The 21,081-nt window shown below is 55.2% G+C and carries 17 protein-coding genes; 9 read left to right on the top strand and 8 right to left on the bottom strand.

Annotated elements, in window-relative coordinates; genetic code table 11:
- Positions 1-120: 120 nt before the first annotated feature.
- Together OSB_RS05675 and yghX are read left to right on the top strand one after the other, a co-directional pair.
- A complete protein-coding gene (locus OSB_RS05675) occupies positions 121-666 on the top strand; it encodes a pseudouridine synthase (RefSeq protein ID WP_049834073.1) in 546 nt (181 codons plus the stop codon).
- Between the two features lie 74 nt (positions 667-740).
- Positions 741-1,628, top strand: coding sequence for a YghX family hydrolase (yghX, locus tag OSB_RS05670; protein WP_049834072.1), 888 nt, complete (start codon positions 741-743; stop codon positions 1,626-1,628).
- 151 nt (positions 1,629-1,779) lie between these two features.
- On the opposite strand, the gene OSB_RS05665 is transcribed toward yghX, so the two are convergent.
- The 3 genes from OSB_RS05665 to OSB_RS05655 all read right to left on the bottom strand — a co-directional run bounded on the left by OSB_RS05665 (position 1,780) and on the right by OSB_RS05655 (position 5,564).
- Positions 1,780-2,400, bottom strand: a complete 621-nt coding sequence (locus OSB_RS05665; RefSeq protein ID WP_049834071.1) for a hypothetical protein — start codon at positions 2,398-2,400, stop codon at positions 1,780-1,782.
- 139 nt (positions 2,401-2,539) lie between these two features.
- On the bottom strand, positions 2,540-3,979 hold the full coding sequence (locus tag OSB_RS05660) for an NAD(P)(+) transhydrogenase (Re/Si-specific) subunit beta (protein WP_049834070.1): 1,440 nt from the start codon (positions 3,977-3,979) through the stop codon (positions 2,540-2,542).
- Between the two features lie 13 nt (positions 3,980-3,992).
- The gene (locus OSB_RS05655; RefSeq protein WP_049834069.1) at positions 3,993-5,564 is read right to left on the bottom strand and encodes a Re/Si-specific NAD(P)(+) transhydrogenase subunit alpha; all 1,572 of its coding nucleotides are present in this window, start codon (positions 5,562-5,564) and stop codon (positions 3,993-3,995) included.
- 146 nt (positions 5,565-5,710) lie between these two features.
- Here OSB_RS05655 and OSB_RS05650 point away from each other — a divergent pair, with 146 nt between their 5' ends.
- On the top strand, positions 5,711-6,061 hold the full coding sequence (locus tag OSB_RS05650) for an ArsR/SmtB family transcription factor (protein ID WP_049834068.1): 351 nt from the start codon (positions 5,711-5,713) through the stop codon (positions 6,059-6,061).
- A complete protein-coding gene (locus tag OSB_RS05645; protein WP_049834067.1) occupies positions 6,061-6,528 on the top strand; it encodes an SRPBCC domain-containing protein in 468 nt (155 codons plus the stop codon). The genes OSB_RS05650 and OSB_RS05645 overlap by 1 nt, the downstream gene beginning before the upstream one ends.
- 44 nt (positions 6,529-6,572) lie before the next feature.
- On the opposite strand, the gene OSB_RS05640 is transcribed toward OSB_RS05645, so the two are convergent.
- The gene (locus OSB_RS05640) at positions 6,573-7,049 is read right to left on the bottom strand and encodes a methyltransferase family protein (protein ID WP_049834066.1); all 477 of its coding nucleotides are present in this window, start codon (positions 7,047-7,049) and stop codon (positions 6,573-6,575) included.
- Between the two features lie 421 nt (positions 7,050-7,470).
- Here OSB_RS05640 and OSB_RS05635 point away from each other — a divergent pair, with 421 nt between their 5' ends.
- Entirely contained in the window at positions 7,471-12,387 is a 4,917-nt protein-coding gene (locus OSB_RS05635; RefSeq protein ID WP_049834065.1) for a Hint domain-containing protein, read from the top strand.
- A gap of 91 nt (positions 12,388-12,478) precedes the next feature.
- Positions 12,479-12,817, top strand: coding sequence for a hypothetical protein (locus tag OSB_RS05630; RefSeq protein ID WP_049834064.1), 339 nt, complete (start codon positions 12,479-12,481; stop codon positions 12,815-12,817).
- Here OSB_RS05630 and OSB_RS05625 read toward each other — a convergent pair.
- The 3 genes from OSB_RS05625 to OSB_RS05615 form a co-directional block, all read right to left on the bottom strand.
- Positions 12,814-13,590, bottom strand: coding sequence for a gamma-glutamyl-gamma-aminobutyrate hydrolase family protein (locus tag OSB_RS05625; protein ID WP_049834063.1), 777 nt, complete (start codon positions 13,588-13,590; stop codon positions 12,814-12,816). The genes OSB_RS05630 and OSB_RS05625 overlap by 4 nt on opposite strands.
- Positions 13,591-13,703: 113 nt before the next feature.
- Entirely contained in the window at positions 13,704-14,132 is a 429-nt protein-coding gene (locus OSB_RS05620) for a GlcG/HbpS family heme-binding protein (RefSeq protein WP_049834062.1), read from the bottom strand.
- 72 nt (positions 14,133-14,204) lie between these two features.
- Positions 14,205-16,352: a malate synthase G gene (locus OSB_RS05615; RefSeq protein ID WP_049834061.1), complete on the bottom strand. Its 2,148-nt coding sequence runs from the start codon at positions 16,350-16,352 to the stop codon at positions 14,205-14,207.
- Positions 16,353-16,547: 195 nt separating this feature from the next.
- On the opposite strand from OSB_RS05615, the gene pepN reads away from it, so the two are divergent.
- The 3 genes from pepN to OSB_RS05600 are packed head-to-tail and all read left to right on the top strand — an operon-like array spanning position 16,548 to position 20,094.
- Positions 16,548-19,109, top strand: coding sequence for an aminopeptidase N (gene pepN / locus OSB_RS05610; protein WP_049834060.1), 2,562 nt, complete (start codon positions 16,548-16,550; stop codon positions 19,107-19,109).
- 50 nt (positions 19,110-19,159) lie between these two features.
- Positions 19,160-19,678 carry a hypothetical protein gene (locus OSB_RS05605; protein WP_049834059.1) on the top strand — a complete coding sequence of 173 codons (519 nt, stop codon included), beginning with the start codon at positions 19,160-19,162 and terminating at the stop codon, positions 19,676-19,678.
- Positions 19,675-20,094: a hypothetical protein gene (locus tag OSB_RS05600; RefSeq protein ID WP_049834058.1), complete on the top strand. Its 420-nt coding sequence runs from the start codon at positions 19,675-19,677 to the stop codon at positions 20,092-20,094. The genes OSB_RS05605 and OSB_RS05600 overlap by 4 nt, the downstream gene beginning before the upstream one ends.
- On the opposite strand, the gene OSB_RS05595 is transcribed toward OSB_RS05600, so the two are convergent.
- The gene (locus OSB_RS05595; protein WP_049836064.1) at positions 20,091-20,957 is read right to left on the bottom strand and encodes a transglycosylase SLT domain-containing protein; all 867 of its coding nucleotides are present in this window, start codon (positions 20,955-20,957) and stop codon (positions 20,091-20,093) included. The genes OSB_RS05600 and OSB_RS05595 overlap by 4 nt on opposite strands.
- Positions 20,958-21,081: the final 124 nt, after the last annotated feature.

Here is a 21,081-nt window from a genome sequence, read left to right as displayed (position 1 = left end):
CCCAATCATTTCAAAGCCTTTAGCAGTCTCTTCTGCTTTGCTTTTGTTTCAAAAATATCTCGGGGGGCGCGCAAGCGCGGGGGCTGGCTCCCTCCCGCACATCGGGTTACCACTGCGTCCATGACCACAATTCTGTTCAATAAACCCTTCGGCGTTCTCACCCAGTTTACGGACGTCAAAAGCCCAACCGAACGCCCAACACTCTCAGGCTTCAACCTTCCCAAAGGGGTCTACGCTGCGGGTCGTTTGGATCGCGATAGCGAAGGTCTGCTGGTGCTGACTGATGACGGCAAACTTCAAGCCAAGCTATCTAGCCCGAAGTTCAAGACCCCCAAAACCTACCTGGTTCAGGTTGAAGGTGATCCATCAGACGCGGACATCGCCCCGCTTCGCACATCAGTGACCCTCAAAGACGGCCCGACCCAACCTGCCAAAGTACGCCTCATAGATCCGCCCGACCTTTGGTTGCGCGATCCGCCCGTGCGGGTGCGAAAATCGATCCCCGATCGCTGGATTGAGGTCACAATCACCGAAGGTCGCAACCGCCAAGTCCGCCGAATGTGCGCCCATATTGGCTTCCCGTGCTTGCGACTTGTGCGTTGGTCGGTTGGGGCATGGTCGTTAGACGGATTGGCGCAAGGCCGCTGGCGGGACGAACGCGCGTAAATGTGAATTGCCCTGCATACAACCTGAGGTAACGTGGACTTAGCCGCAAATGGCCCACACTCAGGAGATTCCCGATGACCCGGATGACTGCCAAAGACTTCGATCAAGAACTGCTCGATCTCTATGATTTCTACGCCCACGGTAAAATCACCAAGCGCCAATTTCTGGACCGCGCAGGGAAGTTCGCCGTCGGCGGTGTGACAGCGGTTTCGTTGTTGGGGATGCTCAGCCCTGATTACGCGCTTGCTGAACAAGTTTCGTTTACCGACGAAGATATCTTGCCCGAATATATCACTTACCCGTCCCCCAATGGCACGGGCGACGTGCGTGGCTATCTGGTGAAACCCGCGAATGTGACAGGACCTGTGCCATCGGTGTTGGTGATCCACGAAAACCGTGGCCTTAATCCTTACATTGAAGACGTCGCCCGCCGCGTGGCGAAGGCAGGGTTCATCGCGCTGGCCCCCGATGGACTAACATCTGTGGGCGGCTATCCGGGCAATGACGTTGAAGGGCGCGAATTGCAACGCACCGTCGACGGCACAGAACTGATGAACGACTTTTTCGCAGGCTTCGAACACCTGATGGGCCGCGAAGACACCACTGACAAAGTTGGCGCAGTTGGGTTCTGTTACGGTGGTGGCGTTTGTAATGCGCTGGCCGTGGCCTACCCTGAAATGGCAGCATCTGTTCCATTCTATGGCCGTCAGCCCGCGACTGAGGACGTGCCGAAAATCAATGCCGCGATGCTGATGCAATATGGTGAACTAGACGAACGCATCAATGCAGGTTGGCCCGCTTATGAAGAAGCACTGAAAGCCGCTGGAACAACCTATGAGGGCCACATCTACGAGGCCGCTAACCACGGTTTCCACAACGACAGCACGCCGCGCTATGACGAAGAAAAAGCCGAGCTTGCGTGGTCCCGCACGATTGAATGGTTCAACACCTACCTCGTTTAAACATTAGACCGCAGGGATCGGTACTGACTGATCCTTGCGATCCTGAAACTTCAAATAAGCGTCTGCATTAGGTCAGTAGGCATTCGAAGCGTTTGTGGGCCGAAGGACGAATGAGTTTTCGTTAGGCCGTATGAGGAAACCGTCGCTCCGTTTAAGGCGTATCCGTTCCGTAAATATATAGCTCAACCGTAGCCAAAGAACCGCTGTCCGTAAGCCCGACGCCGGTAGGATCGCCGGCGATTGTACCTTTGATTATATTGTCAGGGTCACTCGTTCGGTTGCCCTGAAACTGACCGACCAGATCGCCATCCAAGGAGACGCCACCACTTGCCCAGCTCAAGTCGCCTTCGTAGTCCGCAGCCCATTGGTTCTCGACGATGATGCTATCGTTACCCCCAATGGTGATCGTGCCTGACACCTGCTGAAGTTCAGGAGACACTGGGTTCGGAATTAGCGCGTCCAGATCTGACACAGTCCCTGTCACTGGACCTGGTTGGTCAAAACGCACTTCCAAATGGGTCAAACCAAGCAACAAAACATCATCTATGTCCGTTGATGGAATAGTGCTGACTCGCATTGTCGCATAACCGTCGAAGGTCGCCATCCCACTTGTTGGCATGCGTTCAACGGTTGTCGGGGCATAGCCTGTAACTTCATCAAGCATTGTTTGCGCTGCAGTTGCACGATTGAAAGCTGCTTGTTGTTGAGATTCAGTATCGCCGCCACATGCGGCAAGCCCAATAAGGGCTGGTAAAAGCGCTAAAATCCGCAAAATGAAGTTCCGTCTCTGATCCTAAAAACAAGTGTTAAGGAACAGTTAGCCACAACCTTAGGTTGGCGCAACGAGCATAGAAGAAATAGATTGTTTCTAGGGATGCCCCATCATCCAATTGGACAATGGGGCAACCGAATTAGCTAATTTTACCGAGCAACGCGTCCAAGGATGCCTTCGCATCGCCGTAGAACATGCGTGTGTTGTCCTTGAAGAACAACGGGTTCTCGATGCCGGAGTAGCCAGTACCTTGGCCACGCTTGGACACGAATACCTGCTTGGCTTTCCAGCATTCCAGAACCGGCATGCCCGCGATTGGGGAGTTCGGATCGTCCTGCGCAGCTGGGTTCACGATGTCATTGGAACCGATCACGATAGCGACGTCCGTTTCTGGGAAGTCCTCGTTGATCTCGTCCATTTCCATCACGATGTCATATGGCACTTTGGCTTCTGCCAAGAGCACGTTCATATGACCCGGCAAACGACCCGCAACAGGGTGGATCGCAAAGCGTACATTTTTGCCTTTAGCACGCAAACGGCGTGTCAGTTCAGCGACGTTCTGCTGTGCCTGCGCCACGGCCATACCGTAACCTGGGATGATGATGATGCTGTCAGCTTCTTCCAAAGCCGTCGCAACACCGTCCACGTCGATGGCGATTTGCTCGCCCTCAACGGCCATCTGCTCACCCGCTGGGCCACCAAAGCCACCCAAGATAACGGACACGAACGAACGGTTCATCGCCTTACACATGATGTAGGACAGGATCGCACCAGAGGAACCAACCAGCGCACCAACAACGATCAACAGGTCGTTCCCGAGGGAGAAACCAATCGCCGCTGCGGCCCAACCAGAATAGCTGTTCAACATGGAAACCACGACAGGCATATCCGCGCCGCCAATTCCCATGATCAGGTGGTAGCCGATAAACAGCGCAGCCAAAGTCATGAGGAACAGTGGGAAGAACCCGCCTGTGTTGAAGTACCAAATCAGTGTGATCACGGAAACTGCTGCCGCAGCGATGTTGAGCATGTGGCCGCCCGGCAGTTTCGTCGCTGCAGAATCCACTTTGCCCGCCAACTTACCGTAAGCAATGATCGAACCTGTGAAGGTGATCGCACCGATGAAGATACCAAGGAACAGCTCAACGCGAAGGATGTTAAGCTCAACCGTTGATTTCTTGGCGATAAGTGCCGCGAATGTCCCGAGTTCCTTAAGGTCCGCGTTTTCCGCGATAAGGCCAGCAACGCGACCCATCTCAAAGTGAGCGATAAAGCCAACAAACACCGCCGCAAGGCCGACGAGCGAGTGCATCGCTGCAACCAGCTCAGGCATTTGCGTCATCTGAACCTTCGTGGCGAGCTGATACCCAATGGCACCGCCACCTGCGATCAGCAGAAGCGACAAAAGCCAGAAACCGCTACCCGGTCCGACCAGTGTCGCAGCGACGGCCAAGGCCATACCAACGATACCGTACCACACCGCGCGTTTCGCGCTTTCTTGGCCAGAAAGACCACCCAATGACAGGATGAAAAGAACTGCTGCAACTACGTAAGCTGCTGTTGTGAAACCAAATTCCATTGAACAGCCCCCCTTAAGATTTCTGGAACATGGCAAGCATGCGCCGTGTGACGAGGAACCCGCCAAAGATGTTGATACCCGTCATGAACAAGGCAAGACCCGCAAGCAGAACAACAAGGAAAGACCCCGATCCGATCTGCATGAGTGCGCCCAAAATGATGATCGAGCTGATCGCGTTCGTTACAGCCATCAGTGGTGTGTGCAGGCTGTGCGCCACACCCCAGATGACTTGGAAGCCGATAAAGATCGACAGAACGAAGACAATAAAGTGCTGCATAAACGATGCTGGCGCCCAAAGGCCCGCGAGCAAGATAACGGCGGCACCGATTCCAAGAAGCGTAACCTGCTGCTTGGTCTGCGCTTTGAACGCTTCGGTTTCTGCTGCACGCTTTTCTTCTGGTGTCAGCTCAACGACGGCCGCTTTAGGCTGTGCTGCAATCGCTTGGATTTTTGGAGGCGGCGGCGGGAAGGTCACTTCCTTGCCATGGGCCACTGTCGCGCCGCGGATGACATCGTCTTCCATGTTGTGATCGACCACACCGTCCTTTTCAGGGGTCAGATCGGTCATCAGATGGCGGATGTTGGTCGCGTAAAGCGTGGATGATTGCGCTGCCATACGGGATGGGAAATCGGTGTAGCCGATGATGGTCACACCGTTGTCGGTGACGATCTTCTCGTCCTTGACGGTCAGTTTACAGTTGCCGCCCTTTTCAGCGGCAAGGTCAACGATCACAGAACCAGGCTTCATGGAAGCAACCATGTCGGCCGTCCAAAGCTCAGGCGCCTCGCGGTTCGGAATCAACGCCGTGGTGATAACTATGTCCATGTCAGGTGCAATTTCGCGGAACTTGGCAAGCTGCGCTTCGGCGAACTCTGGCGATGACACAGCGGCGTAACCACCTGTGGATGCGCCGTCGGCCTGTTCTTCTTCAAAGTCGAGGAACACAAATTCCGCGCCCATGGATTCAACCTGCTCGGCCACTTCAGGGCGAACGTCGAACGCATAGGTGATCGCGCCAAGGGACGTCGATGTGCCGATAGCCGCAAGACCCGCGACCCCTGCCCCGACAACCAGAACTTTCGCTGGCGGAACCTTACCCGCAGCGGTGATTTGACCTGTAAAGAAACGTGGGAAGTTGTTACCCGCTTCAATAACCGCACGGTAGCCTGCGATGTTCGCCATCGAGGACAACGCATCCATCTTCTGGGCGCGGCTGATGCGTGGGATCATCTCCATCGCGACAACTGTGGCACCTTTACGGGCCGCAGATTTCATTTTGGCTTCGTCAGCGACTGGGCTGAAGAAGGAAATGAGCGTCTGATCCGCAGACAGGCGTTTCATCTCGCCGTCGTCGGGAACGCGGACCTTGGCAACAATGTCTGCCGCCTTCCACAACGCGGCGGCGGTTTTAACAACCTCAACGCCTGCATCTTTATAGTCCTTGTCCGAGAAACCCGCGGCTGCGCCTGCTTTGGTTTCGATCACACAAGTGTGCCCCAATTTCTGAAGTTCGAGAGCAGATGCCGGCGTCATCGCGACGCGGTTCTCTCCCTCAAACAGTTCTTTTGGCGTGCCGATTTTCATAAAGTGTCCCCCTCATATGCCGCAATTGCGCAATTCGTATAGGCCTAGACGGTTGATCACAAGCAAGTGGTAGCATGTTAGCGTTCACAGGGGGCAATTCCCCGTCAATGGTTGACTCACGGCTCCACATATATAACAATATAGTTATGGATAAATCGACGAACCAAAACCTCGACAAAGTCTTTTCGGCCCTCTCCGATAGCACCCGGCGGGCGATCCTGATGAAACTCACCAACGGCGACGTTGGCGTCATGGATCTCGCCGCCCCGTTCGACATGAGCCAACCTGCGATTTCACGTCATATCAAGGTGTTGGAAACAGCGGGGCTTGTGACGCGCCACCGCCAAGGCACCCACCGCATGTGCCGCTTGGCCCCTGATGCCCTTGGCGAAATTGAACCGTGGTTGAGCATGATCGCCGACCGTTACCGCAATAAATACGATCGCTTGGACGTTGTCCTAGAGGCGATGACCCCAACAATACAAGGAGACGAATAATGCCACCACTTCAACTTACCCTAGAGGGCGACACAGACGTTCTTGTCACACGAAAGTTCAACGCGACGCCCGAAAACGTCTACCGCGCCCATCTTGAGCCAGAGCTGATTTGCCAATGGATGGCAGCATGGCCAGGCTGGACGATGCCCGCCTGCGAAACAGATTCCCGCGAAGGTGGCGCATTCCGGTTCGAGTTTGATGGCGGTGAAGAAGGCGCGTTCACGACGACAGGTGAATACATCACGCTCACGCCGAGCTCGCTGATCGTTCACGTGGAACGCATGCATATGCCGGATCCCGCGCCAGACAGCCATGTTTGCACGACGTTTGAGGCGTCTGGCACGGGCACATTGTTGACCCTAAAGATGTCTTTACCGGATGCTGAATCCCGCCAAGGGATGATGGACATGGGCGCCGCTGACGGCATGGAATTGTCCTACGCCAAGCTGGATGAAATCATGTCGTAAGCTACGCGACGACGTCCCCTTCTCACCCGCCGTTACACCCGCCGTTAGATCCAGCGGCGGGTTTTTTGTGTGTACTTGAAAAAGTCCTGCCGGAACTTACGGCGCAAACGGTTTTCTTCTGGGATGACAAACCGTTTCTCTAGCACCCAAAGCAAAATTGGAATTAATGGCAGCGCGACAGGCGCATCCCAGCGTAAGATGAAGCCCGCCAAAATCATTACATCGCCCAAGTAAATCGGGTTGCGGGAGTGTTTGAAAATGCCCGACTGCACCAGCTGATCTGCCTCCAGATGCGGAATGACTGTCGTCTTTTGGCGGCGCATTTCCGCTATGGCCAAAAGCATCAATATCAAACCACCGCCAATCAAAACAGCGGCCAAGAATTGGGTCACCGGATGCGCAATGCTAAGGTTCCATGGTTGGCTTTGGCCAAGGAAGTATGCGGCCAACAACGCGGCGACCAACCAAACTGGAGGTATGTCGATCCACTTGAGCGGTGATTTAAGGGGCGAGTTTTCCATGCCCGAGGACTGACATAGGAATCCGCCTTATTCCAGAGTTCTTTATAGGATATGTCGGCCTAAAAGTGGCGAAAGCCGCCATGCAACCCAAGGTGGTTAACGAAAAATGTAGCTACCGCTCAGCTAGATTTGAACCGCTTCTTTCAAAATTTGCACTCACTAAATTTCAACACATGACGCCTAAAACCCCTTTGTACGCAGTACGAATCGTGGCGCAGGGAAGATGGCCCAGTGGCCACCCGCCTTCCAACTAGGCCGACAGAACACACCAATTAGGGCGCTACGCCTAAATTGTTTCTACCACAGCGTGCAAATGCCATTATTGCGCCGCAAACAGACCCCGCCCTCGGCCCTGTTGAACCCAACTTGCGCCACCTCGTTCCGATAGTTCGCAGGCAAGAAACGAGTTTAGGAGTTATGTATGCCCACCCCGCTTGAGTTAAATTGGTCCGACGAGACAACGATCACCACTGCTGGCTTTACCCAGGATACAGGGGGCATCAACGTTGGTGTTTCCTATTTTGGACAGGCAAGTGGCACTACCTTTACCGGATCAACGTCCGCCCAGTACGTTGACACGGGCGCGGGTGAAACGTTTGCATCGAACTCTTCTTTGCAACTCGGTGGTAACGGCAACGACGGCACCGAAGGTGATGAGCAAACATCCACAACTACGATCGACTTTAGTGCCGTTAGTGGATCCGGCTTTAGCGAAGAAGTTGAAAACGTTTCACTCAGGATCAACGATTTTGATACCAGTTCTTGGATCGACGTTGTCACTGTGCGCGCCTATGATGCTAACGGTGACCAAATTAGTGTCGACCTAACTTGGAACGGTAGTAGCTATAGCGGCACCGACGTGACGCTGACATCTAATGTTGCGAACGGTTCTGCGGCGACACAAACAGGATCTATCCTAGTCGAGATCGCGGGACCTGTGTCCTATTTCGAAATCGATTACGACAACAACGGGACTGGTGGTCAGGCCTTGTGGGTTACAGATATCCACTTTGATGCCATTTCACTGGACGGTACGGTCGAAGGATCCGCTGGTAACGATGTTATTGACGACAGCTATATTCTTGATCCCGATGGCGACAAAGTAGACGCAGGTGACGAGATCCTCGCGGGTTATGGCACAGACGGCGACCTTATCGAAGCTTATGGCGGTGATGATACTGTCCTTGCAGGTGCTGGCGATGACAGCGTGTACGCAGGTACAGGGGCGGATTCCGTCTCCGGTGGCGATGGTGACGATACGGTCTTCCTAGAAGACGGCAACGACACCTTCGGAGATTGGGGCACTGATTCAGGCAATGACACCATTTATGGTGGCGCTGGCAACGATGACATTAACGCGGGTGACGGCAACGACACTGTCTACGGCGGCACAGATGACGATACGCTTATAGGTGCATCTGGGAATGACACTTTGTTCGGTGGGACTGGAAATGATGAATTCCAGATCACAGACGACCACGAAACTGACGTCATTGTTGGTGGCGAAGACGTTGGTGACGGTGACGTCGATATCGTAAACTTCTCTAACTACGAGACCACAGACGGCGTAACTGTCACAGCGACAGGCGACGAAGCTGGTACTTATGACTTTGACGGCACCGTAGGTAGCGGTTCCTACACCGAAATCGAAGGTTTCAACGGCACGTCAGGTGACGATACGTTCAACCTAAGCAGCGACGGCAGCGGGACCAACGTGGATGCTGGCGCGGGCGACGATAGCATCACAACCGGCAGCGGCGACGACGTTATTGACGGCGGCCAAGGCGCTGACACGTTCAATGCTGGCGCTGGCAACGACCAAATCAACTTGGGCGAAGATTTTCCAGGAACGCCAGATGGCGACCCTGATGTTGTTGTGCTTGAAGACGGCTTCGGCAATGACATCGTCACCAACTTCGACGCCCCTACCCCAGATGGCGACGGCACATTTACAGGTATCGACACGCTGGATGTCTCGAACCTCTATGACCTGCCAGTTGGCGACCCTGATCGCACACCGGTTTTGACGAACGATGTGACTGTCACGGATGACGGGTCTGGCAACGCGCTCCTGACGTTCCCGAACGGCGAAACGATCACGCTCGTCGGGATTAGCCCGACTGACGCTGATGATCCGTTTTACCTCAACGCGATTGGCATCCCGATGCCGGATGGCACTGTTGAAGGCACCAGCGGCGATGACACGATTGATGACAGCTATATCGGTGACCCTGATGGCGACATGGTCGATGCAGACGATGCGATCCTAACAGGTGACACGGGTGATGATGACCTGATCTATGGCTACGGTGGCGATGACAGCATCACTGCTGGCCAAGGCTTTGACGAGATCTACGGCGGCGCCGGTGCAGACACGATTGATGGCGGCGATCAAGGCGACTTGATCTATGGCGGCGCGGGCAACGATACGATTGAGGCCGGCGAAGAACTAAGCATCGGCGACGATGACGTCATTTATGGCGGCACAGGCGACGACACGATCACCTCGAGCGAGGCGGCAGCCACGTCCAACGACACGCTTTACGGTGAAGATGGTAATGATACCATCTCGGTAACAGGCGGCAGCAACAACCTGCTGGACGGCGGCGCTGACGATGACACCATTACAGGTGGCACAGGCAGTGACACGATGCTGGGCGGCACGGGCGACGACAGCCTGAGCGTGGCCAGTGGCGGTGGTGTCGATGTTATTGAGGGTGGTGAAGACGTCGGAAACGGCGATACCGACACCCTTACATTTAGCGACAGCAGCGGCACCGATGGCGTCGACGTAACAATGTCCGGCGACGAGGCTGGCAACTATTCGTTCCCGACGGATGGCGGCTCTGGCACGTTCTCAGAGATCGAGCAATTCGACCTCACAGACCTTGACGACACGTTCGATGGGATTGCCGCAACTGGTGGCAGTACAGTGGATGGTGGTGCCGGTGATGATACGCTTGTTGGGTCAATTGGCAGTGACAGCTTTACCGGCGGCACTGGCGACGACGTTCTGAATGCCAATGCAGGCGACGATACGCTTGACGCAGGCGACGGTAACGACACGGTCTACGGCGACGAAGGTGCCGACAGCATCACGGGCGGCACCGGTTCTGACGAGCTTTACGGCGGCGACGACAATGACACTGTCGACGGTGGTGATGATGACGACACGATTGATGGCGGTGCCGGTGATGACACCCTGACAGGGGGCGATGGCGCTGACACGATCACGGGTGGCGCAGATCAAGATGTGATCTATGGCGGTGCAGGCGATGTTATAGACGGATCCGAAACCGGAACCGACAACGATACGCTGATCGTATCGGGCGTTGACTATATCGATTACGACACCAACCCCGAAAACGGCATCGTCTACTTTGAAGGCGGCGGCAGCCTGACGTTTACAAACATCGAGAACGTTGTTGTGTCAGACCGTGACGGCACAGTTAGCGGCACCGCAGGCGACGACACGATCAACGCCGGTTACGTTGGCGACCCTGACGGCGACCAAGTGGATGACACGGATGCTATCCTCGTCGGTCACGAACCAAACGATGATCTGATTGAAGCAGGTGCTGGTAATGACGCCATCACCGCTGGCGCTGGTGACGATTCAATCTATGCAGGCACTGGTAATGACACGGTTCAAGCAGGCACGGGTGATGACACCGTGTTTGGCGAAGCTGGTGATGATTTGATCATTGGCCAAGATGGAACTGACACCATTTATGGCGGCGCAGACAGCGACATCATCAATGGTGGTGTCGATGCAGATGCCCTGTTTGGTGGCGATGACGATGATCGTTTTGTACAAGAAGCCAGCTTTGGCAACGATGTAATCGTTGGCGGCGAAGGCGGCGTTGATAACGATGAAATCTGGTCGACCCAAAACGTCGACATGACGATTACGACGTCAGGCGACGAAGCGGGTACCATTTCGGATAGCACGTCCACCGCGACGTTCACTGAAATCGAAGCCATCGAAACCGAAGGCGGCGACGACACAATTAACCTGAGCAATGACAGCGCAGGCATGACCATCGACTCTGGCGCAGGTACGGACACGATCACTGGTGGTTCCGGCAACGATAGTATCGATGCAGGCACTGGTGCGGACGTCATCACAGGCGGCGCTGGCAATGACGTTATGGATGGCGGAACAGGCTCTGACAGCTTCGTGCTTGGCGAAGGGTTTGGTACTGACGACATCACTGCAGGCGAAGACGCGGGTCTCGTTGATATTGACGTTGTCGATGCGGGCGGTATGACGTCTGACGTAACGCTAGACTTCACCGGAGACGAAACTGGCACATTGAGTGACGGCACAAACACGGCTTCGTTCTCTGAGGTTGAATTGTTCAACCTTGGCTCTGGCGATGACACCGTTGTTGGCGGTGTTGGCGATGAGCTGGTGTTTGCGGGTGCAGGTGACGACACAATGAGCGCTGGAGCAGGCGAAGATACGTTCTACGCTGGCTCAGGTGATGACGACATCACCTTCTCTGAAGGGGATGAGATGTATGGCGGGTCGGGTGACGACACGTTCACACTCGAAGATCTTGGTGAACCTTCAAATGGCGCGATCACAATTGAAGGTGGCGACGGTGGTGAAACCCTTGGCGGCGGCGATACGCTGCAGCTGGGCTCACTTGCCGATTTGTCGACGTTGGTGCAAACAAGCGACGGGATCAACGCCGATGGTAACGAAAGCTTCTCGGGTTCGGTTACGCTGGATGACGGCACGATCCTAAACTTCTCTGAGATAGAAAACATCATCTGCTTCACGCCGAACACCCGCATTGCTACGCCGAAAGGCTTGGTTGCGATTGAAGACCTTGAAGTTGGCGATATGGTGGTCACCCGTGATCATGGCCTGCAGCCGATCCGTTGGATTGAAGGGCGTACTGTGCCTGCCTTTGACTGCTTTGCACCAATCAAAATCCGCAAGAACGTATTGGCGGGCCAAGAACGCGACTTGATCGTGTCTCCGCAGCACCGCGTGCTGTTCCAAGGATACCGTGCCGAGCTGTTGTTCGGTGAGAGCGAAGTTCTGGTTGCGGCCAAGCACCTCGTGGACGGAATGGATGTGACACAGGACGAAGCCGAGATGGTGACCTATGTGCACATGCTTTTTGACCAACACGAGGTCATCTATGCAGAAGGTGCAGCCACAGAAAGCTTCCACCCTGGCGACATCGGCTTTTCCGCGGTTGGCGACGCCGCGCGCGAAGAACTGTTTGCGATCTTCCCTGAGCTGCGCGTTGACCCGCGTCAGTACGGCAACACTGCACGCCGTTGCTTGAAACCTCATGAAGCAAAATTGATCCGGACCTAAGAACTGCTTGATTAGGCGAAATTCGCGGGCCAGTGTTCACGTAACACTGGCCCGCTTTGCTTTTCGGGTATTCATTAAAGGGATCACGACGATGCGTCTGACTTTACTTGTAATTCCAGCTTTCGCGCTCGGCGCTTGTACCGCCGTTCCACAGCAAACCGTATCAACCACTGCTAGCCCAGAACCAATTGCCGCATTTGAAGTGCCAATGGACCCCGGTCTCATTCGTTGTTCTTCGCTGACAAATCCAAACGCCCTTGCGGCCGCCACCCAATGGACAATTGGCCAAGCGCGCGCAGGTGTTCTGGCGGGTCGGGTTGCTGAGTTGCCAAATGAAGGGAACCTAGCCCAGACGTTCACAGCTTATTGTGCTGAAAACCCTAACAACACCGTTCGCGCCGCCGCTGTTCATTGGGGCCTCGCCTCTTAGGCGGATTGGCGCAGCGACGGTCTGCTTTGGTTGGCCCAAGCACGCGCCGCGTCGCCAAAGGCTTCGAACAGCGGCTTTGAAACCGGATCGAGGCCAGCTTGCCATTCGGGGTGCCATTGTACCGCGAGCGTAAAGCCGGGCGCATCTTTGATGTAGATCGCTTCGGGTGTGGTGTCGGGTGCCCGTCCATCAATCACGATGCGTGGGCTACATTCGAGGATCCCCTGCCCGTGCAATGAATTGGTCATAACCTCACGCTTGTTCCATAGACGATGGTATGGGCCGCCGTCCTCAACTGTAACGACATGGCGCATCTCGAATTTCTCTTCGAGGCTGCCTTCGGGTGGCATACGGTGGTTATCACGTCCAGGAATATCGCGAATTTCAGGATGTAGCGTGCAGCCCATGGCGACGGCGATTTCTTGGAAACCGCGACAAATCCCAAGGATCGGTTGGCCTCGTTCAACGCATTTACGGATAAGTGGCAATGCAATCGCATCGCGTTCGCGATCAAAGGCACCATGCGCCTCTGTTTCGTCGTGCCCGTATTCGTCCGGATGCACATTGGGGCGCCCGCCCGTAAACAAGAACCCGTCACACACGTCTGCCAAATGATCGACATCAACCAAATCCGGATGTGCCGGCACAACCAGTGGCAAGGCACCAGACACCTGCGAAACCGCAACGGCATTCATCGCACCCGACGTATATGCCGGATAGTCACCATGAAGGATATCATGGTTGCCGATGATGCCGATAACAGGTCTATACATTGCACGTCTCTTTTAGCAGGAACTTTATCTGGTATCTCTTAGCAGTTACTTAACAAATAATGCGTTAACAGCAAAACTCAAATCGCTGTTCCTGCTAACTCGGCGTAACGTTACTAAACTTCTGCTACGAAATTTGCGGCCTCGATGCCAAATGCAGCACAAATCGCATCATTTTCGGACAGATCGCCGGTAACCCCAACCGCACCAATAACGGCACCGCGTTTGTCGCGCACCAGCACACCACCAGGCACAGGCACGACTTGGCCGCCAAAAACGCCGTTCGCGGCGTCCATGAAATAGGTTTGCTGTTCAGCCCGCGCCATTTGCGCAGTCCCTGCCATGCCTAGCATCACAGACCCGTAGGCTTTGCCGTGCGCAATCGCATAGCGGCCCGGTGCAGTTCCGTCTTCACGTTCAAATGCTTTAACGTTTCCGCCTGCATCCAAAACGATAACCGCAAGCGGCTTGAGGTCCAGCTCACGGCCTTTTTGCATTGCCTTGCGGATCATAACCCGCGCCTTGTTCATTGAGATATCAGCCATTTTTCTAGTCCTTAATCTTTGCTCTTTGCCCCACGGTTTGGGACAGATGATATTGTTTTCAGGCGCGACAGATCACGAATTGCGCTGTGCTTTCAACTCTAAACGACGACGGTGCAGCACGGGTTCAGTGTAGCCCGACGGCTGTTCACGGCCGCGGAACACCAGATCACATGCTGCTTGGAACGCAATTCCATCGAAATCTGGCGCCATCGGGCGATAGGTCGGATCACTGGCGTTTTGCCCATCCACGACCCCTGCCATCTTACGCATCGCTTCCATAGTGTCGGCCTCATTAACGACACCGTGGTGCAGCCAGTTGGCGATGTGTTGCGCTGAAATCCGGCAGGTGGCGCGGTCTTCCATCAAGCCGACATTGTTGATGTCAGGCACCTTGGAACAGCCAACACCGGCATCGATCCAGCGTACAACGTAGCCAAGAATACCCTGCGCGTTGTTTTCAACTTCGCGGATGATTTGCGCCGGCGTCCAAGAACGGTAGCTTGCCAACGGAATATCAAGCAATGCCTGAACATAGGCGCGACGCCCCCCTGCTTTCAGCTTTTGTTGAACCGCAAACACATCGACCTTGTGATAGTGCAGCGCATGCAATGTCGCCGCGGTTGGCGATGGCACCCAAGCACAGTTCGCGCCAGATTTCGGATGTCCGATTTTCTGTTCGATCATCGCTTCCATCGCATCGGGCATTGCCCACATGCCTTTGCCGATCTGCGCCTTACCGGACAGACCACATTCCAGACCGATGTCGACGTTCTGGTCTTCATACGCACCGATCCAGCCCTTGCGCTTGATAAAGTCTTTACGGCTAAATGGCCCAGCTTCCATGGAGGTGTGAATTTCATCGCCTGTGCGATCAAGGAAGCCCGTGTTGATGAATGCGACACGTGATTTCGCGGCGCGGATACATTCCTTAAGGTTCACCGACGTGCGGCGTTCCTCGTCCATGATGCCGACCTTAATCGTGTGCTGCGGCAGGCCAAGTGTGGATTCCACATGGGCAAAGATGTCATTGGTAAACGCCACCTCTTCTGGCCCGTGCATCTTGGGCTTCACGATATAAACCGAGCCATGCACCGAGTTGCCGCTTTCGCGTGCAAGGTCGTGCTTGGCGATCAGGGTCGTAACCATCGCGTCCATCAAGCCCTCAAACACTTCGTTGCCATCACGGTCCAAAATGGCAGGGTTCGTCATCAAGTGGCCGACATTGCGGATCCACAAAAGTGCCCGCCCCTTAAGCGTCAGTGTGCCACCGTCCGGCGCGGTATAGCTGCGGTCATCGTGAAGACGTCGCGTGAAAGTTTTACCGCCCTTTTCAAGCACAGCTTCAAGGTCGCCTTTCATTAGGCCAAGCCAGTTCCCATAGGCCAAAACCTTATCTTCAGCGTCCACACAGGCCACGGAATCTTCGCAATCCATGATCGCGGAAACCGCGCTTTCAAGACGCACATCCGCCAACGACGCGCGGTCATGCTCGCCAATCGGATGGTTCGCATTGAACACCAACTCAACGTGCAAGCCATTGTTCTTAAGAAGGATTGTTTCTGGCTCTGCCGCGTCACCAGTAAAGCCGACGAATTGCTCTGGCATCATCAAGGCATTGCCATCCACCAACAACGCACCGTCTTTTACGCAATAGGTTTCCGCATCCCCATGCGACGCCCCTTGGATCGGGAACGCATCATCAAGGAACACACGGGTGCGGGCCACAACACGGCTACCGTGACCACGGTCATAGCCTTTGCCCTGCGCATGACGCCCCATCGCGTCGGTGCCATACATGCCATCATAAAGGCTGCCCCACCGCGCATTCGCGGCATTCAACGCAAAACGCGCGTTGGTGATTGGGACAACCAGTTGCGGGCCAGGAATGCTTGCGATTTCGGGATCTACGTTTGTGGTGTCGATTGTGAAATCTTCACCTTCTGTGACCAAATACCCAATCTTACGCAGGAACGCTTCATAGCCGGCCTCGTCGTGGGCTTGGCCAATCCGTGCGCTGTGCCAATCGTCAATTTGGCTTTGCAATGCATCGCGCTTTTCCAACAGGGCTTTGTTCTTGGGGCCAAAGTCATGAACAAGGTCGGACAGGCCAGACCAAAACACATCGCCGTCCACGCCAGTGCCAGGCAATGCCTGCGTGTCGATAAAGTCAGCCAGTTCCGTCGCCACGGATAGGCCGGCACGATCTACTCTGTTGGTCATGATATTTTTCCTTTGCATGCGGCTGTATACAGCGCTTGAGGGACTTCGTAGGCCACATGGTACACATTGACAACTAAATGCGGCTTCAAAATTATTACTAACCGTTATCAAAATTAGGGCGACAATCACCGCCCAGCGCACCTTGTAGCCCCGCCTCGCCAAGCCTAGGTTTCCACAACATCACCGGAGATTCAAATGACCGACGCGGCCCCACAAACCATTTACCTCAAAGACTACCGTCCCTTCGCCTATATCGTGGATGACGTGCATCTGACCTTTAAACTGGCGGACACTGCGACGCGCGTGATCAGCCGGACTTCGTTTCGCCCGAATACGGACTTTCCCGGTGAATTCTTCCTGCATGGTCAGGATATTAAGCTGATTTCCGCCAAGGTTGACGGCGTTGAGGTTTCGCCCAAAGTCACGTCCGAAGGCCTGACATGCGATGTCCCCGACAAGCCCTTCGTGTGGGAAGCCGAGGTTGAGATATCCCCAAGCACCAACACCGCGCTTGAGGGGCTTTATATGTCTGGCGGCATGTATTGCACGCAGTGCGAGGCCGAGGGCTTTCGTAAGATCACCTTCTATCCTGACCGCCCCGATGTAATGAGCGTGTTCACCGTGCGGGTTGAGGGGGACTACCCTGTGTTGCTGTCCAACGGGAACCCCGTTGCATCCGGTAACGGCTGGGCCGAATGGCACGACCCGTGGCCCAAGCCCGCCTATCTGTTCGCATTGGTGGCCGGTAATCTGGTCGCCCACCCAAGCTCCTTTACCACGATGTCCGGCAAGGACGTGGACCTGAACATTTACGTGCGCCCCGGTTCTGACGAGGACAAATGCGCCTTCGGGATGGAAGCGCTTAAGCGGTCAATGAAGTGGGATGAAGACGTCTATGGGCGTGAGTACGACTTGGACATCTTCAACATTGTCGCCGTGGATGACTTCAATATGGGTGCTATGGAAAACAAGGGACTGAACGTCTTCAACTCCAGCTGTGTTCTTGCCTCGCCCGAAACCAGCACCGATGCCAATTTTGAGCGCATCGAAGCGATCATCGCCCATGAGTATTTCCATAACTGGACTGGTAACCGGATTACCTGCCGCGATTGGTTCCAGCTGTGTCTAAAAGAAGGGCTGACCGTTTTCCGCGACCAGCAATATACGGGCGACCAAGGCAGCCATGCGGTTAAACGGATTGAGGATGCAATCACCCTGCGATCCCGTCAATTCCGCGAAGACGGCGGCCCGCTCGCGCACCCTGTTCGCCCCGAAAGCTTTATTGAGATCAATAACTTCTACACGATCACCGTTTATGAAAAAGGTGCTGAGATCATTGGCATGCTTAAACGCCTTGTCGGTGATACCGAATACTACAATGCGCTCGATCTTTATTTCAAACGCCATGATGGCGACGCCGCAACAATTGAAGACTGGTTGCAGGTGTTTGAGGACTCAACGGGCCGCGATCTAACCCAATTCAAACGCTGGTATTCACAAGCAGGAACACCGCGTGTCACGGTCACTGATGATTTCAGGGATGGCTCCTACACCCTTAATTTTGCACAAGAAACGCCGCCGACACCGGGACAAGATGAAAAGCATGCGCAGGTTATTCCGCTCGCCGTTGGTTTGCTTTCTGAGAACGGTGATGAAGTTGTGCCGACAACAGTTCTTGAAATGACTGAAAGCACCCAAAGCTTCACCTTCGATGGCCTCGCGACCAAGCCTGTTCCGTCAATTCTGCGGGACTTTTCAGCCCCCGTGATCTTGCAACGACAGCAAACCAGCGCCGAGCGTGCGTTCCTCATGGCCCATGACACGGACCCGTTCAACAAATGGGACGCTGGCGATGCATTGGCCATGGATGTTTTGAAGCAGATCGTTACGAAAGACGCAGCACCGGACGCGGCCTACCTTGACGGGGTCGCCGCGATTATGCGCGATGACAGTCTTGATCCGGCGTTCCGGTCTTTGGCAGTTTCCCAGCCTTCAGAAAGTGAGGTGGCCCAAGCCTTGCATGATGCCGGCACCACGCCCGACCCACTGGCCATCTATCACGCGAGCGAGGCCCTCAAGCTGGCGGTTGCCCAACATATGCAGGATATCCTGCCACTTATCATGGCCCAATATACAGTCGACGGGCCCTACTCGCCCGATGCTAAATCCGCCGGAAAGCGTAGCCTCGCGCGCGCCGCTTTGGGGATGTTGACGCGGCTGGACGGTGGCGCGGCAGCGGCCAAAACCTTTGCTGAGGCCGACAACATGACCATGCAATTGGCGGGGCTTGCTGGATTGAGGATGATTGGCAAAGGCGAAGACCAAAGCCAAGCGTTCCGCAAGCAGTGGCGCGATGATCGCTTGGTGATGGACAAATGGTTTGGCTTGACTGTTTCACTTGCCGCACCTGAGAACGCCGCACAAACGGCAATCATGATGACGCAAGAGCCTGATTTCGATATGAAAAACCCGAACCGTTTCCGTGCTGTGTTTGGCGCGCTTGCGGGGAATTCGGCTGGTTTTCATGACGCTTCGGGCGCGTCTTACACCCTTCTCGGAGAATGGTTGGCCAAGCTTGATGCGATCAACCCGCAAACCACCGCGCGGATGACGGCGGCCTTTGAAACGTGGCCGCGTTATGATGCGGATCGGCAAGCAAAGATGCGGGCGGCACTTGAAACGCTGGGCGCAACATCGGGGCTTTCGCGTGACACTGGCGAAATGGTTGGGCGCATGCTGGGAAACCAGACTTCCTGAAGGGGCTAAACGGCGGTATCCATTAGAAAAGTCATATTGGGAACCTGTTTATGCCGTTTATCATTGCACTTCTTGGGATCATTGGGGCCGCGTATTTCTGGGCACAACGTGCGCGAAACGCACGCGACGTGGTTGGCGATGTTGCAGATATGGCCAACGATGTGCGCCTTGCCGCGCGGCGGTTCGGGTTCAGCCGCAAAATGAACGTGCACCCTGTTGAAAACATTGAAGACCCGCGCCTCGCCATCGCTGCGATTGGGGCTGCATTTATTGAACTGGATGACCTTCCAACGGCAGAGCAACGCAAGCTTTTGCAAATCCAAATCCGGTCAAAACTGCGTGCCGACGCGGAAGAAGCCGAGGAAATGGAAGTCTTGGGCCGTTGGTTTATGTCTGAATGCGGCGGGGCTGATCCGGCCGTGGCACGCATTTCCCGCAAGCTTTACAAAATTGGCGGTGCTGAACAGATGGAACCATTGTTGGAGCTTCTAAAGGCCAGCGTAACCACCCTGAGTGATCGGCAACGCGACGCATTGGACGACATCAAACGCGCAATGCGGGTGCGATGATTTATCGGCACGAGCGCCGTGGCCGACGCTGGGGCGTTGCCCTGCCATTGTTTGGCGCGTGGGTCGCGATTTTCGCGCTTTGGATCAGCCTGAGCGCCGCGTGGTGGATTGTCGTTATTGCCGTCGCTTTCACCCTGCCCGCCCTTTGGGACGTGATCCGCGACACACGAACATGGGTCGAAGTTTGGCCGCAACGCATTGTTTGGGGCTCTGCTCTGCGCAGCGGCGAAACGGCAGACATTGATCACGTAAGGTTAGACCGCAAGTTCGATGGCGGCATGAAAATCACGCTTATTCATGTGGGCGGAACGCATACGCGTCTGCCACCAGATGTGTCACCACCAGTGGATGCATTTCAGAAAGCGTTGAAAGACGCGGGAATAACCGCCCAGCGCCACCCGTTCTCGGTCTTTTAGCTGTCGTCGTTCATGGTCGACAGCGTCGCTTGCACGATCGGGCGTGCTTGCGGGCGGATTGAGCGGCGCGAAACGCAGTATTCTTGGCGTCGCGTCCATGCGGACATCTCAGCGATCTTGGACCGATGGGTCATTGGGCCCCAATCAGCCGCTACACCACGCCAACGACTGTCGCGAATTGCGATGGCCTGATCACGCGGCACGGTCACATTCATGATGCGAATGGCGCAGCTAAGATTGTCTTCGGGATCCTTGAGTTGCTCACCCGTTGTTGCGCGACACCCATAACGACGCGCTGTGTCAGGATAGATTTGCAGCAATCCGTACCAAAGATTGCCCCCGCCAACCGCGGTGGGGCGATAGGTGCTTTCGTGCTTGGCCAAGGCAGACATCATGCCGACCCAAAATGCACGGCGCAAATGCGGTGGGTTTTCCTCATAAGCTGGACACCAGTCCGCGATATCACGCGGCACAGTTTCTTCCATGAGGCTGCCGTGGCTTCGCAACGATGCAAGTGCCGCACGCGTCCAACTGTCTGATCCGCTGACGAAATCCCAACGGGTGTCAGGAATGTAATTGGTGCGCATCACCGGGCGCTGCGACGGGTTTTGCGACAGCGTGACCGGATAGCGCACCATATAAACGGGACGCGACGTCGGGCGCGCTTCTGCAAGCGCTGCGATTGCGGTCAGCCGCGCGTCTTCGGCCCGCGTTAGGGCGGCCTGCGTGCGCATTACAACCACATCAGCGCGGCTTAGGGGGCGGGTCTCGCTCGCAGGGCCACCAACCGGCCATTCAGCCAGCGCAGCAGTTCCCATCGTGATCGCGAGAATCCCCCCCAGGAGATTTCTAAAAGCAAACATCGCGTAGACCTTTGCCCATGCTTCAAAAATTTGCAAGAAAATCGGGCAATTCCCGTGCGTTACAAGCAAGTTTCCGCAATCGGACACCAGATATTGCGTTTACCCAACGTTGAACCGCAACGCA

Origin of the sequence: Octadecabacter temperatus (assembly GCF_001187845.1) — a bacterium.
In the GTDB taxonomy this organism is placed as follows: domain Bacteria; phylum Pseudomonadota; class Alphaproteobacteria; order Rhodobacterales; family Rhodobacteraceae; genus Octadecabacter; species Octadecabacter temperatus.
Note: the sequence above shows the minus strand (reverse complement) of the source record. Positions and strands in the feature narration are given on the sequence as shown.